The organism is Undibacterium sp. Di26W, assembly GCF_049340265.1.
In the GTDB taxonomy this organism is placed as follows: Bacteria; Pseudomonadota; Gammaproteobacteria; order Burkholderiales; family Burkholderiaceae_D; genus Undibacterium.
Genome location: NZ_JBMPOR010000006.1, coordinates 21,333 through 36,012, shown reverse-complemented (window position 1 = coordinate 36,012; position 14,680 = coordinate 21,333). Strand labels below are relative to the sequence as shown.

Annotated in this window: 11 protein-coding genes; 5 read left to right on the top strand and 6 right to left on the bottom strand. The window is 52.9% G+C overall.

What is annotated here, in order from left to right:
* Positions 1–5: 5 nt before the first annotated feature.
* Positions 6–1,619 carry a ShlB/FhaC/HecB family hemolysin secretion/activation protein gene (locus tag ACO0LM_RS09405; protein ID WP_423036429.1) on the bottom strand — a complete coding sequence of 538 codons (1,614 nt, stop codon included), beginning with the start codon at positions 1,617–1,619 and terminating at the stop codon, positions 6–8.
* 654 nt (positions 1,620–2,273) lie between these two features.
* Here ACO0LM_RS09405 and ACO0LM_RS09400 point away from each other — a divergent pair.
* From ACO0LM_RS09400 to ACO0LM_RS09390, 3 genes are all read left to right on the top strand, one after another.
* Positions 2,274–3,428 carry an acyltransferase family protein gene (locus ACO0LM_RS09400; RefSeq protein WP_423036427.1) on the top strand — a complete coding sequence of 385 codons (1,155 nt, stop codon included), beginning with the start codon at positions 2,274–2,276 and terminating at the stop codon, positions 3,426–3,428.
* 152 nt (positions 3,429–3,580) lie between these two features.
* Positions 3,581–5,125 (top strand): glycoside hydrolase family 10 protein, encoded by a 1,545-nt coding sequence (locus ACO0LM_RS09395; RefSeq protein WP_423036425.1) that lies wholly within the window; start codon positions 3,581–3,583, stop codon positions 5,123–5,125.
* A gap of 403 nt (positions 5,126–5,528) precedes the next feature.
* On the top strand, positions 5,529–8,369 hold the full coding sequence (locus tag ACO0LM_RS09390) for a TonB-dependent receptor domain-containing protein (protein WP_423036423.1): 2,841 nt from the start codon (positions 5,529–5,531) through the stop codon (positions 8,367–8,369).
* Positions 8,370–8,440: 71 nt separating this feature from the next.
* Here the strand turns inward: ACO0LM_RS09390 and ACO0LM_RS09385 are convergent, their stop codons facing one another.
* Positions 8,441–9,799, bottom strand: a complete 1,359-nt coding sequence (locus tag ACO0LM_RS09385) for a serpin family protein (protein ID WP_423036421.1) — start codon at positions 9,797–9,799, stop codon at positions 8,441–8,443.
* A gap of 112 nt (positions 9,800–9,911) precedes the next feature.
* On the bottom strand, positions 9,912–10,487 hold the full coding sequence (locus tag ACO0LM_RS09380; protein WP_423036419.1) for a L,D-transpeptidase family protein: 576 nt from the start codon (positions 10,485–10,487) through the stop codon (positions 9,912–9,914).
* Between the two features lie 202 nt (positions 10,488–10,689).
* On the opposite strand from ACO0LM_RS09380, the gene ACO0LM_RS09375 reads away from it, so the two are divergent.
* Together ACO0LM_RS09375 and ACO0LM_RS09370 are read left to right on the top strand one after the other, a co-directional pair.
* Positions 10,690–11,580 carry an N-acetylmuramic acid 6-phosphate etherase gene (locus ACO0LM_RS09375; protein WP_423036417.1) on the top strand — a complete coding sequence of 297 codons (891 nt, stop codon included), beginning with the start codon at positions 10,690–10,692 and terminating at the stop codon, positions 11,578–11,580.
* Positions 11,581–11,639: 59 nt separating this feature from the next.
* Positions 11,640–12,542, top strand: coding sequence for a LysR family transcriptional regulator (locus ACO0LM_RS09370; RefSeq protein ID WP_422985399.1), 903 nt, complete (start codon positions 11,640–11,642; stop codon positions 12,540–12,542).
* A 17-nt stretch (positions 12,543–12,559) separates the two neighbouring features.
* Here ACO0LM_RS09370 and ACO0LM_RS09365 read toward each other — a convergent pair whose 3' ends face one another.
* The 3 genes from ACO0LM_RS09365 to ACO0LM_RS09355 form a co-directional block, all read right to left on the bottom strand.
* Positions 12,560–13,126 carry a hypothetical protein gene (locus tag ACO0LM_RS09365; RefSeq protein WP_423036415.1) on the bottom strand — a complete coding sequence of 189 codons (567 nt, stop codon included), beginning with the start codon at positions 13,124–13,126 and terminating at the stop codon, positions 12,560–12,562.
* Positions 13,127–13,909 (bottom strand): serine hydrolase domain-containing protein, encoded by a 783-nt coding sequence (locus tag ACO0LM_RS09360; protein WP_423036781.1) that lies wholly within the window; start codon positions 13,907–13,909, stop codon positions 13,127–13,129.
* 85 nt (positions 13,910–13,994) lie between these two features.
* On the bottom strand, positions 13,995–14,594 hold the full coding sequence (locus ACO0LM_RS09355; RefSeq protein WP_423036413.1) for a M15 family metallopeptidase: 600 nt from the start codon (positions 14,592–14,594) through the stop codon (positions 13,995–13,997).
* Positions 14,595–14,680: the final 86 nt, after the last annotated feature.

Here is a 14,680-nt window from a genome sequence, read left to right as displayed (position 1 = left end):
AATCATTAATAGTTCACGCCGAACCTGACATGCAAGCGCCGGTCATCTTTGCTCAGTTCGTCAGGTGTTTTCAGGGATTTGCCATAATCCATTTGCAGGGACATGGCCCGTGACATCGCCAGCCTGACGCCGATGCCGACACTGGCAAGGGAAGCCGAACTTGATTCTCCAGGCAAGGCCTTGTTGCGCGACAGATGGGCTGCATCATAAAACCCCAGTAACTGGCATTGTGTGAAACTGGCGGTAAAACTGGTACACAGATTCGGCGTATAAATCTCTGCACTGATCAAGGAACCATAATCATTGGCCAGTGCACGTTCAGTGAACCCGCGCACGCTACTGGCACCACCGGCACCGAACTGTTCGCCCGGCACCAGGCTGTCCCGCGTATATTGGCCGCTCAGCATCAGCTTCAATTGCCACGCGGCCGGCAATACCCGGCTGAAGCCGACACCGTAGCGGACTATGGTGTAGCCAGCAGTAGCACCGCTACGCACGCGCTGAAAATCTTCGGTCTTGCCTTTTTCACCGCCAGGCAAATTGTGCAGGGCAGTCAGGTAGGCGCTGGTTTCACCACTGGCGGAACTGTGGGTGCCAGAATACGTCAGGCTGACTGGATTCACAGTAACGTCACTACCCAGTTGCACGCCCAGCAGGGAAACATTGTTCTTGTAGGCCTTGTGGTCAAAACCCAGGCTCAGGCGCGATTCAAAATCTTCCTTGCGGCCCAGGTTGTAGTTGTAACGGCCACCAACCACCGAACCGCGGCCACTGACTGCCAGGTCGAAAATGCCAGCAACGATCGAGCCGGAATCGACATTTGAATAACTGGCATACAGGTCTACCGTATCCCCCAGCGCATAAATCGGCAGATGGTAACCAACGCCAAACACACTGTATTGGCTGGGCTTTTGCATGGTGGTCGTGTATTGCAGGCTGAGTACATCGTCACGGCCACTGATATTGGCGTGCTGGAACAATAATCCCACGTGGTTCTTGCCGGTATTGCTGTCACCGGAATTGTCCAGAGTGGCACCGACGGTCCATGGCTTGCTGTCGGTGACATTCAATACCGCATTCACTTCACCTTCATCATTGGCGGTCTGGAACTGCAGGTTGGTTTTCTTGGCAGGGTTTTCATTCGCCGCTTTCAAACTCTCAGACAGTTTTTTGACATTCGGTGTATCGCCCTTGCGCAATTGCGGCAGGCTTCGGCGCACATTGGCTTCATCAAAAAACTTGTTGCCCTTGACGCTGACACTGCCTATGCGTGCCTGCACCACAATGAACTTGACCACACCTTGATTCAATTCTTGTTCCGGCAACACCACCTGCACCAGGCTATAGCCTTTGTCGCGGTAGGCTTTTTCCAGTGCTTCCAATGCTCTCTGCACATCGGCAAAACTGCGGTTCTTGCCAGTAAAGGGAGCCAACAATGCATTGATCGCTGCGGGTGCCAGCAAATTATTACCCTTGACATCAAAAGCACTGATCTCAAAGCGGCCAATGACACTTTCAGTGTCTTGCGCTGCCAGCGGATAGCAGGCTCCCAGGCCAATGGCAAATGCCAGGCAAACAGAAAGGTGATGCGTGAAATGCTTGTTATTCAACGGTCTCATACTAAGATTTCCCGGTTGCTGAGTCGTGCCATGTCAACAAGTTCTTACAGTAAGAGGGATTGCATTCCTCCATACCGATGGTAGCGATCGAAAAATACTGCGGTATTACATACAAACAGAAACGAGCTGCTCTGTGGGCTCTGGAATCAGAACATGTGCAAAAGAAATAGGCGAATGCCTGCTCAAGCGAAGTATCCTGCAATCCAATTCGGACCACAAGCAGAATGTTGCTATTTCTTACATCTCCTGACTTGACAGCAAATTGGACTTGATGTTTATGCACCTGCCGTGTTATTACGCACTGACTACGCTAGGCATCTTGTCTTGTTGCCGCATTTCAACAATTTGGCGAAATTCAAACAATATGATTTCCCGCCATAGTGATGCGTCGTTTTTGCGTAAAAAATTACCCAAGAGAGGGAGACTGGAGGACAGAGAAAGCCTCGCAGTACAATTCCTAAGAGCTGAAGACAAGGATAACCTTTGTCTATACGTGCCTAACAAAAAGTCAATCGCAGTAAACTGGTATTAGTGAATATCATGATGGTAATCCTTCAGAATTTGTTGGGTTGCTCTCAGGACTCCCCCAAGACGATTGAGATTTTTCAAGGGCGCGCAAGCGCCCTTTTTTTCCATTCAGCCATCCGGACCAGCATGTCAACGAATACATCAAGATTGCTGTCATTAGACGCGTTTCGCGGGTTCACCATCGCCAGCATGTTCCTGGTGAATAATCCGGGTGACTGGGGTCATCTGTATCCGCCACTGGCGCATGCAGAATGGTCAGGCTGGACATTTACCGACTGTATTTTCCCCTTCTTTCTGTTCATTGTCGGGGTTTCCCTGCATCTGTCGACCAATCAGAAAATCCTGGCCGGCTATGCACAAGGCCCCTTGCTGCGGCAATTGCTGAAACGTGCGTGCTGGATTTTCCTGATTGGCCTGATGCTGAACCTGATCCCCAGTTTTGATTTCCAGTCCGTGCGCATTCCTGGCGTATTGCAGCGCATCGCCCTATGTACCATGCTGGCAGCGCCGCTGGTCATTTACTGTAACTGGCAGCAGCAATGCGTGTGGATATTCGCCCTGATGGCCGTGTATTCGCTCATCATGCTGGGTGTCAGTGTGCCGGATGCAGACGGCAACTGGGCCAGAGCCGTACTGGAACCCGGCAAGGATGCCGGTGCTTACCTGGATCGATGGCTGCTGGATGGCCATCTGTGGAAGCGCTCCAAAACCTGGGACCCGGAAGGCTTGCTAAGCAGTTTGCCAGCCGTCGCCAGCGTCATGCTGGGGGTACTGACCGGGCGCTACCTGTCGGCCAAGCTGGATCCTGCCGTCAAGACGGCCTGGTTATTCACTACTGGACTAGCCTGTCTGGCGCTGGGGCAGATACTGGACAGCGTGCTGATGCCCATCAATAAAAGTTTGTGGACACCCTCTTACAGCATCTTCATGACGGGCTGGGCGCTGATCAGCCTGGCCTGTTTTTACTGGCTGCTGGATGCGAATCCTTCGGTCAGCCTCAAAGCCGGTATGGCCAAGTTTTGCCGTCCGCTGATCATGTATGGTATGAACGCCCTGTTTTTGTTCACCCTGTCAGGCCTGATCGCCAAGATGATGGGATTTATCCATATCAACTCAGCCGATGGCAGCAACCCCAGCCTGCATGCGGCGCTGTATGCGCCGATCAAGGCTTTGCCGCTGATGGCAGTGAATGCCTCGTTACTGTATGCCCTGCTGTTCAATCTGATTATGTTGCTGTTTGCCTGGGGAATGTGGAAGAAACGCTGGTTTGTGAAAGTGTAATGCAGTAGCATCTCAGGTCTTTCGCAGTTTTTGCATTTTTTGGCGCATTGTCGCCTCCTTACGGCATCAGCACACGCATGTTTTCGCTTCAGAATTTTACCTTGACGACCTCGTTCCTGAAAAAGATCAGGCTTCCACTGTTAGCAGCCAGTATGGGCGCCATGCTCCTGGCCTGTAGCACACCACCAGAAAAACCACAGTCCATAGCCAAGGCTACTAAAACTGACCCGACCATGGTCCCGCAAAATGCGCCGGTCAGTTTTCCGGTGATGCCGCGTGAGGCCCCGCCGTTGCCGCGTGAGTTCAGGGCGGTGTGGGTATCTACCGTGGCAAATATAGACTGGCCTTCACGACGCGACCTGAACAGTGACAAACAAAAGGCCGAAGCCATTGTCATTCTCGACAATGCAGTGCAACTGAAACTCAATGCCATCGTCTTGCAGGTGCGTCCAGCAGCGGATGCCATTTATCCATCCAGCATTGAACCCTGGTCAGAATTCCTGACCGGCGAACAGGGTAGACCGCCGCAACCGTATTACGACCCCTTGCAATTCTGGCTGGAACAGGCCCATGCCCGTGGGCTGGAACTGCATGCCTGGTTCAACCCCTATCGCGCGCGGACTGCCCAATCCAAAAGTGTCATGGCCAGCAACCATATCAGCCGCATGGCACCGCAAGCCGTCAAGACTTACGGTGACTTGCAATGGATGGACCCGGGTGAACCTATCGCCATGCAGCAAACCCTGAACGTGATACTGGATGTAGTGCGCCGCTACGATGTCGATGGCATCCATATCGACGATTATTTTTATCCCTACCCGATCAAGGCTGCGAACGGCAATGAAGTGGATTTTCCGGATGATCCATCATGGATAGCCTATCTGCAGTCCGGCGGACGGATGGCGCGGGCCGACTGGCGACGCAGCAATGTGAATCACCTGGTGGAAACCGTTAATCTGCGCGTACATCAGGAAAAACCCTGGGTCAAATTTGGCGTCAGTCCCTTTGGCATAGGTCGCCCGGACAGGTTGCCGGCAGGCATCAGCGGTTTTAGCCAGTACGACAAACTGTATGCAGATGTGGAACTGTGGCTGGCCAATGGCTGGCTGGATTACCTGGCCCCGCAACTGTACTGGCCCATAGGCCAGGGGCCACAGGCTTTCAAGGTCTTGCATGATTACTGGCTGGAACAGAATGTCATGGCCCGCCATGTCTGGCCTGGCCTGTACACCAGCCGCATCGACAACAGCGACAAATCCTGGATGGCAGATGAAATCCTGAACCAGGTGGATGCCATGCGCGAAAAAGGCGGAAACGGTCATGTGCATTTCAGCATGGCAGCACTGAACCAGAATCGCAAGGACATACGCAAACGCCTGGCCGCCGAGAAATACACATCGCAGGCCGTGATACCTGCCAGCTCCTGGCTGGACAAGAAACCGCCCGGCAGTCCAGTGCTGGAAGTGAGTGAGGACAAGAAGTCGCTGCAAGTGTCCATCCCTGATCTGGCCAATACCCGCCTGCTGGCAATCTGGAAGCGTACTGGTCAGCAATGGCTGTTCAGCGTTGTCCCGGCCCAGAGCATGCGACTGGATTTATCCGATGATTCACAATCCGGTGCCATCAAACAGATTACCGTATCGGCCATCAGCCGTACCGGCCAGGAAAGCATGCGTTCCAGTTATAGCCTGCCGTAGTGTCAGCAAAGTCAGCCATCTCCCCCGCCTGGCCATATCTGGCCAGACGGGTTGCCATACCTGCCCAGTTTCCTGATTTTCCGGCGTCCCGCAAAAAACAGATATCAAAGTGTGGTTTTTAGATACGCTTTGCAAGCTGTATCACGCACATTTTTTCGTTCACTTCCCACTGCGGCCAGAACAAAATCTGCGCCGTCGCCGTGCTTGGGAAGGCTGACCTAGTACCCAAATCCCATATCTTTTGGTTATCGCCCCTCATGAAATTTTCATTTGTCACCAGCAAGCGCGAAACCCTAGTCTGGAATACATCAATAAATATTTATATCAATTCTGATCGCATTTCGTCGGAATTGCCTTCAATTCAGCTTAAAAATCAATGTAGTTTGACCTCAAGGAGAGACCAGTGAAGTTAAAGACCATAGCGCGGTGCATCGCCCTGATAGGTATCTCAGCCGGTAGCAGCGGCTGGGTGCTGGCGCAGGAAAAACCTGCAGACGTACCGCAAAGAATTGAAATTACTGGTAGTAGCATCAAACGTATTGCGGTGGAAGGTGCGGTACCGATTGAAATCATTACCCGCAAACAGCTGGAAGCCGCAGGCATTGTGACGGCCGAGCAGTTTATTGCCAATCTGAACATCAATGGCAATGGCTCTGACAACCTGGCCAGCAATGCTGACGTCACCTCTGGTGCGCAACGCGGCAATAATGGCGCCTCTTCCGCCAATCTGCGTGGCCAGGGTGCCGAGAGTACGCTGGTGCTGCTGAACGGCAGACGCGTCGCCACCCACGGCATGAAGGGTTCGGCAGTCGATCTGAACTCCATCCCCATGGCGGCAGTCGAAAGAATTGAAGTCCTGAAAGATGGTGCATCGGCAATTTATGGTACTGACGCCATTGGCGGTGTCATCAACTTCATCCTGCGCAAGAACTATAGCGGGCTGGAAGCACAAGCGTTCACCGACGTGACACAACAAGGTGGCGGCAATATCAAACGCGTTTCCGTCGTCGGTGGTTTTGGTGATCTGGACAAAGATAATTACAATGTCCTGCTGACGGCAGCCCATAGCGAAAATGATGCCCTGCGCGGCGACCAGCGCGATTTCGTCAATACCTTCCAGCCCAATCGCGGTTTGTCGGTTGATACGCGTGGTACACCTAATGCCACGGTATTTGCAACCTCATTGGCCAATACCATACTCAGCAACAAGAGTAATAACGGCCCGGTCTTGCCTGGTACGACCCAGGTGATGAATGCCATCAATGTACTCAACTTGCCAGGTGGCGCAGGCTGTGGTGCCGTCGATGGCATGGCGCCTTATGATGCCAAGTTATGGGATGTGGCTTCCTCCAAATATGCTTGCGCCTGGGACACTGGCCGCGCTGCGGTACTGCAACAGCCCGTCAAAAATGATAACTTTGTCGGACGTGCCACGTTCAAGATAGGTACCCATCAATTGTTTGCTGAAGCAGTCGGCTCTCAGGTTGAAGTATCCAAGCGTTTTTCGCCGAATCAGGTTTCCCCCGGCACCAACTTCCCTGCTTCTTCATTTTATCCAAGCACAGGAGCTGCCTATAATTCTGTCTTCAATGCAATTGTTGCGGTATTCCCCAGCATAGAAGCGAATCGTGGTGCGCCTATCGCCTACCGCTGGCGTTGTATGGAATGCGGTAACCGTGAGATCACTACCAAGACAGAAGCTGCTCGCCTGCAATTAGGCGCTGATGGCCAGATCGGCAAATGGGACTACCGCGTTGGTTTGTCGCGTGCCTACAGCGAATCCGAATCGAAACTGGGTACTGGTTATAACTACACGGTGGCCCTGGCGAATGCGCTGGGTACCGGAATCATCAATCCTTTCCTGAAGCCCGGCGAAAAACAGTCGCAAGCTGCGCTTGATCTGATCAACAGTACGTCTGCTGCTGGTGTCACCCTGTATGGCGGTAAAACCACATTGACGCAGGCAGACGCGGCCCTGTCTGGTGAAGTCTGGCAATTGCCTGCAGGTGCGGTCATGGCCGCCGTCGGCACGGACGTGCGCAAGGAAGAATATACTTTCAATGGCGATCTGCGAGTATCCAGTGTCCGCCCTGCCATTCTGAATGCACCATTCGATGACAGCAATGCCTTGCCTAAAGTCAGCCGCGATATACGTGCCGTCTATGCAGAAGTATTGGTGCCAGTGTTCAAATCACTGGAAGTCACCGTTGCCGGTCGCCAGGATCACTATTCTGGTTTTGGCAATACCTTCAACCCTAAAATAGCTTTCCGTTATACACCGACAGATACCTTGCTGTTCCGTGGTTCGTATAATACGGGTTTCCGTGCACCGTCTTTCAACCAGTTGTTTAACGGCATTACCGATTCACCGTATGCAGGTAAAGACCTGGCCGATCCCGCCACTTGCCCGACCTTGAAAGTCGATAGCAGCAAACCCGGCTGCTCTGCTATTACACCGAATATCCTGACCGGTGGTAAAACCACACTGGGTCCGGAAAAAGCCAAACAGGGCACAGTAGGCGTAGTCTGGGCACCAAGCAGTAACTTCAGTGCCAATGCTGACATCTGGGAAATCCGTAAGGAAAATTCCATCATGTCCATAGACCTGACCACCATGCTGCAAAATTATGACCTGTTCAGGGATCAGTTCTTGCGTGACAGCACTGGTGCCCTGGCCTTTGTTGACCAACGCTGGGTCAATGCCGGTTCCAGCATTACCCGTGGCGTAGAAGTTGGTGCTAAAGCAAATGGCGAAATCCTGCATGGCAAATGGACAGCCGGTCTGGACGGTTCATACCTGCTGGAGAAAAAATCCCGCCCTATGGCTAACGCCCCCTATGGTGCCAGCGAAGTCGGCAGATTCACCTTCACCGGCGATCTTGGCCTGAAGTGGAAGCACACTGCCTTTGTCACCTATACCGAAGGTAACTGGACAGGGATGCTGACACAGATTTATCGTGCCGGTTATAAAGATCAGGTATTGCCCGGTGTGCAAAGCGGGCTAGTCATGCCTTCGGACTACAATCCGGATGTCAAAGCCTATACCATCTACAACATGAGCGTGACCTATAGCGGCATCAAGAGCCTGACGCTGACGGCAGGCATGAAGAACATCTTCAATACCGACCCACCGTTTGCCATCACCTATGACAGCAATACCGGTGCCGGCAGTTCATGGGAACCACGCGTAGCAGACCCACGCGGCCGTACTTTCACCTTGCTGGCAAATTACAAGTTCAAGTAATTGTCTGGCAAATAAAAATCCCCTTATGTGAACAACATCAGGGGATTTTTTCATCGGCTTTTTTTTTGCGGCTAATTGCCAGCCGGATTCATCAGTTTGCCGATAAAGATGATCAACCCCGTCTGACGGTCGCGTATCATGAACAGGAAAGGGTGATCGAGTGTCACCTTGATGGGTGTATCGACAATCACGCTGGTCACCCCCACCACGACACCGGTAGCGGCTGCCGCTTCAGTTCCCTTTTCGTCGACATTGATAAATGCCTTGTGTACGATGGCCGACACAGACAAATCGCGATTACCCGTCATCCCAGAAAAATCCGCTTTGCTGGCATCAAAAGCAGCGCTCATACCGAGCTTGCCCAACACATCCGCCAGCGTTGCCGCCGAACTGAAATTGAATTTAGGCAAACTCAGTGCCACATATTGTTCCTTCAACGCGGCACTGATCTGGCTCATCGTGGTGCTATTCAGGTTCTGAACGAAATCATCAAACTTGCCAGCATCAGGCATGATCAGCAGCATGCTCAATTTGTTATCCACATACGGCAACTCCACCGCCTGATAGCTCTTGCCCTGCACATAGGGTAGACGAATGTCTTGCGACATGAAAGGCAAACTACGCGTATTGCCCTTGCGGTCGGTAAAGTTCTGGCTGCTGGTTTTTTCTGCGGTGAAAGGTGTGGCCCAGTCAGCTTTGAACCAGATGGCATTCGTCAGTACTACCCGGGTATTCGATGACACATCATTCGGGCCCAGCAAATTCTTGATTTTTTGCTGGGTCTGCTGTTCCACCCAACTATTGATACTGAGACGTGAAGCCTCCGGCGCTTTCGTGAAATCCAGCAAATTCACCACTGCCCCAAAATTGACGCCAAGTGCATCCAGGTAGGCCGGCTGCAGGCTGTAAGCCTGTTGCACCCACAAGGCATTGGCAATATTCAGGCTGGGTAATTTAGTATTACCGGCAGCACTGGTCTTTTCTGCCAGTTGTAAATCCAGCCGGTTCAATGCCGGGAACAAGCGGTTTTGTTGCAACTGGAATGCCAGGGCTTGCTCTATCCCGGTCAAGGTTTCCCCTTTTGCACCGGCAGAAGTCATCGCCAGTGCCTGGGTAATGCTATACGGTGAATACACCAGATTACTGTCACCAATGGCGTCCAGCAAAGGCAAGGCTTTCAGCGCAAATTCAGTATTCCCTGCAACAGCAGCAGCCACATCCGCATCACTGGCAACAGGAAGCGGATTTCTTGTCAGACTGGATTTAGCACTGCTGATAGCCAGTGGGTTACTGGTGGCCTGGTCAGCGGATATGGTAGGTACTGCAGTGCCACTACCGCCGCAAGCGGCCAGGCAAAGCACGATGGCCAGACTGAAACAGCAGGTCAGGCCAGGGCTGTATTTTTGTGCCAACATTTTTTGTGCATACATTATTTGTCTCCGTGATAAATACACGGCAATAATACGCAGAGCAAAAAAGCAAATCAGCCTATAAATGTATGCAATTTGTCATCGAATTGTAAAACCATAAAGCAGGCCTGCTTTATGGCAGACTGGCAACAAAGTCTGTCTCTATGACATCAACCTGGGCACCGGTACCGACACGCTCATATAATTCGGTGATATCGACCGAACGCATACGTATGCAGCCAAAGCTGGCTGGCGACCCCAGCAGGCTTTCCTGTGGTGTGCCATGGATATAGATAAAACGCGGATAGGCATTGCGATTACGTTCTTCCATCCCACGCAGCCAGAAGATACGGGTAACGACAGGGTCACGGCCAGGCGCATCGGCTGCGACGATTTCGCCAGTTGGCTTGCGGTCCTTGAAAACCGTGCCCATGGGTGCACCGTCACCAATTTTCTCTGCCACCTGCATACGGCCACCGGGGGTCATATAACTATCCGGCAAGTCGCCGACGCCGCGCTTGGCAGTGGAGACCGGATAGCTGGCGATTTCCTTGCCATCTTCCAGCACATGCATTCTTTGTTCAGGCACAGAAATGATCAACTGATGTCGTGTATCGGCAACTTGAAACCAGGTTGACTGGCAGCCGGCCAAAAGCAGCACGGACATCAACATGAGCGCAATAAAATGGTTACGATGACGTGTAGACATTTCTCATCTTTCGGAAAATAGAAACTGAGCTTAAGCTGAACAAAAGCTGTCCGCAAATACTTCTTGTGGCTTGATACATTACCTGAAGTTATGGACCAGCGATGAGCTTTCATTTGTGTACTTCATTCCCAGCCTATAAGTTGTGAGAATGAGCGCCTGCTTGCATCTTGCATGCAGGTGTTGAAGCGCCAGAAAGAACACCATGTTGAACACCGAAACCCCCAGTAGCAGCCATACCGATCTGGACCTGTATCCTACTGAAGAATTGCTGCATGTCCTGATTGATGACCAGTTCAATGCCATACGCGCCGTCAGCCAGGTAGCCGCCCGCATTGCTACTGCAGTGGATGCAGCCGCCCCGCGCATACTGGCCGGTGGCCGGCTGGTGTATGTGGGTGCTGGCACCTCGGGCCGCCTGGGGGTGCTGGATGGGGTGGAATTGCTGCCTACCTTCTCGTGGCCAAACGAGCGTGCGCTGTCCCTGCTGGCTGGTGGCAAACAGGCCATGTTTGTCGCGGTGGAAGGGGCGGAAGATGATGCCGGGCAAGGTGCCAGCGAAATTCGTGAACTGGCACTGACTGCGAATGATGTGGTGTTGCTGATAGCGGCATCCGGCGCCACCCCCTATGTACTGGGTGCATTGCAGGCGGCACGCGCCACCGGCGCATTGACCATAGGCTTTGCAAACAATCCGGATGCACCCGTCACCAGCGCGGCCGACATCGGTATTACCCTTGATACCGGCAATGAAGTAATTTCCGGCAGCACCAGGTTAAAGGCCGGCACCTCGCAAAAAGTGGCACTGAATAGTTTTTCTACCGCACTGATGGTGCGGCTGCACAAGGTCTATGGCAATCTGATGGTGGATGTCAAGCCCACCAATGTCAAACTATTGCGACGCACAGTCAGTCTGACCATGCATGCCACCGGTCGTGATGAAACCCATTGCCGTCGCGTACTGGAAGAATGCGATTTTCATGTGAAGACCGCCATTCTTGCCATTCTGCGCCATCTCAGCGTGGCGAATGCCACCACCAGACTGGCAGAATGTGGTGACGATTTGCGGCGCGCCTTGCAGGTGCAGCAAAAGTAAGCACAGCAACACTGGCAACGCGTTACAATTTAGTTCGTTTTTGTCTCCCAGGTTGAATCATGCGACTGCGTCACATAGAAGTTTTCCACGCCATCATGCAGGCAGGCACAATCAGTGGCGCTGCGCAATTGCTGAATATTTCACAACCGGCAGCGACCAAGGTCTTGCAGCACTGCGAAATTCAACTGGGCTTGAAGCTGTTTGAACGTATCAAGGGTAAATTGCATCCGACACCGGAAGCACACAAGCTGTTTGCCGAAGTGGATCGCCTGAACCGTGATCTGCAATCAGTCCGCCGGCTGGCCAGCAACCTGAAAAACCATCCTGACGAAGCGGTGCGCCTGGCATCGACACCTACGCTTTCGATTACCGTCGTACCTGCCGCACTGGCAGCATGGCGCAAGAAATTTGCCCATGTCCATTGCACGTTGGCGACCCACCATACCAGCGAAATCGTCAATGCTTTATTGCTGGGCGACGTGGACTTTGCCCTGTCCCTGTATGACCCCTGCCACCCAAACATTGCGTCTGAACCACTGATACGCGGCAGCATGACAGCCATTGCGCCCATAGGCACCTGGTCCAGGCAGTTGGACAATACTGCCTTGCCGGTCAGCGACTTGCCAAAGAACCTGATCGCGCTGGACCTGGATGACCATCTGGTCAGCCGCGTCATGGATGCCTGTGAAGAACAGGGCCTGAGTTTCACTTCTTACACGGTGGTGCAGACTTATCTGCTGGCAAGAACCCTGGTGGAACTGGGTGCCGGCGCGGCGGTGATTGACCCTTTCACCGCGGCGACATCTGATCACAGCAAGGTGCAGTGCCGCCCACTGTCCCCGAATGTGCCGGTGGATTTGTATTTACTGACCGTAAAATCCACCCCGCTGTCACGTTCGGCACGCGCTTTTGTAGAATCCATCAAAGAAGCGGGTGCAGAGTTTATTGCCCGCACCTCGTAGTTTTCAACTTGTATCAGTTAAAAAAGACGATACAAGGCGGTGAGAATTTGCTCTTCCCACAGGCTGAGACTGGAATACCTGCCTGGATTTTTTTCGGGATCCGCAGCAACGCCGCTGATGACATATATCATGCCATTGCGTGTAGCCGGGTCAAACATGAAGCCGGATTGCAGGCCATAGGCAAAACCCAGATGCCCGACAGCCTTGAATGCCGGTTTTCCTTTTACCTCAGCTACCAGCATATCTACCAGCCTGTCGCCATAGTGAGGAGCACTGACATCGCTGAAACGCTGGAAACCCAGGCCCCAGGCCTGGAACAGGCCATGATAATCATCCCCATTGTGGGTATTTTTATCGTAATGCCACTGTTCACTGAGCAGTGCACGCACACTGGCTGGCTGCAAGAAATGCCTGCCATCCATCTCACCTTGATTCATCAACATCAGCATGATGCGGGCCAGACCCAGCACATCAATCCGCAAGCCACCTTGTGGGCTGGACAGGGTGGCATTGGTGCCTGGCACATAATTGTCCAATGATCGTTTGACCAGAGGCTTGGTACGAAAATCATCGACCTGCGCCACCTACGGACCTTGCACATTCCAGACCTCATTTTCCTGCTTGCGGTAGAGCACAGCCAGTCGGGATAATTCATCCGTTGACAGCAGGTCGGGATGGTAGGCTCCGGCGATACCCAGCGGATGCAAGACGGTATCACGCATGAACACGTCAAAGCGCTGGCCACTGACGGCTTCCATGACGGTGCCGAGGACACCCCAGTTCAAGTTCACATAGTGAAAGTATTTGCCCGGAGCGAAATCCGCACCCGCCGACGCACTAGCCGCATTAGCCCACTGCAGGCCATGATCAAAATGCGCACCGGCAGGCAAGAGAAAACTCTGCATGCTCACATTGGATGGAAAATTATAGCCACCATCGTCCCGCAGGGATGAGGTATGGCTGAGCAACATGCGGGTGGTAATCACGGCATCGGGGAAATGCGGATTTCTGACCACATATCCCAGGTAGCGGCTGATATCGGCGTCCAGGTCCAGCTTGCCTTGCTCGACCAGACACATTGCACCAATAGCCGCCACCATCTTGGACACCGACGCCACCCGGAACAGGGTATGTGCATCCACCACCAGCGTATTGTCGGGATTGTCGCGATCAATATAGCGATAACCAAACTGTTGCTGGTACGCGATCTTGCCGTCTTTAATGCTCACTATCGACAGCCCGGCAAGAGGTCGTTGGGGATTGGCAACGATACTCGCCAGCTCTTTTGTCACCTGGCGATCAAGCTTTGCCTGAACACCAGTAACGTTTTGTGCAATGGCTGCCTGCATCCAGAGCAACGAGACCATCACGGCAACTGAGAAGTAAGCTGCCCCTCGCTGATAAAAATTCTTGCACCGGCTTGGGTATCCCATCTGCATGGTGGCGCGCATATCAATCTATGCGCAAATAAGTTTGGCGTACGACGACCGGGTCACCACAATTGAAATGCCACCATTCACTGTTGATACCGCGATAACCGCCATGGAACATGGCTTGCCGCAGGATATTACGATGATCAAGGTGATCCTGACTTATTTGCCCGTCTGCCAGCATTTTCTGTTCCAGTACCGGATGAGATTTTTCTTCCATGGCATCAAAGCCACTGCCCATCTCCAGTTCCTTGCCATCGGCATCGATCAGCGTGACATCGACCGCCATGCCGAAGGAATGGATGGAACCGCGCGCCGGGTCCGCCACATACATGCGCAGAGGGGTGCCATCCAGATGTTGCCACAGCATTTCCTGGACACGGTGGGGGCGCAAGGCATCCAGCACCAGAATACGGTAGATGGGGTAATGGTCACGCAGCCAGTGGACGGCTGACTGCAAGGCTTGTGCCGCTTCCCAGTGCAACCAACTGCAATCAAGGTCGCCATACAAGTCGCGCCCAACAAAATTGTCAGCACCAACATAGCGCAAATCGATGACGATACCGTCTACGGTATCGAGCCGGCAAAAATCCGGGTGATCAGCAATGAATTCACAACGCACAAAGGCTCCATACAACAGAGTTTTTCATACTGGCAGCATAGGGATAGTCCCCCGCCCCTGCCAATGAAAACTTACCGATAACATAT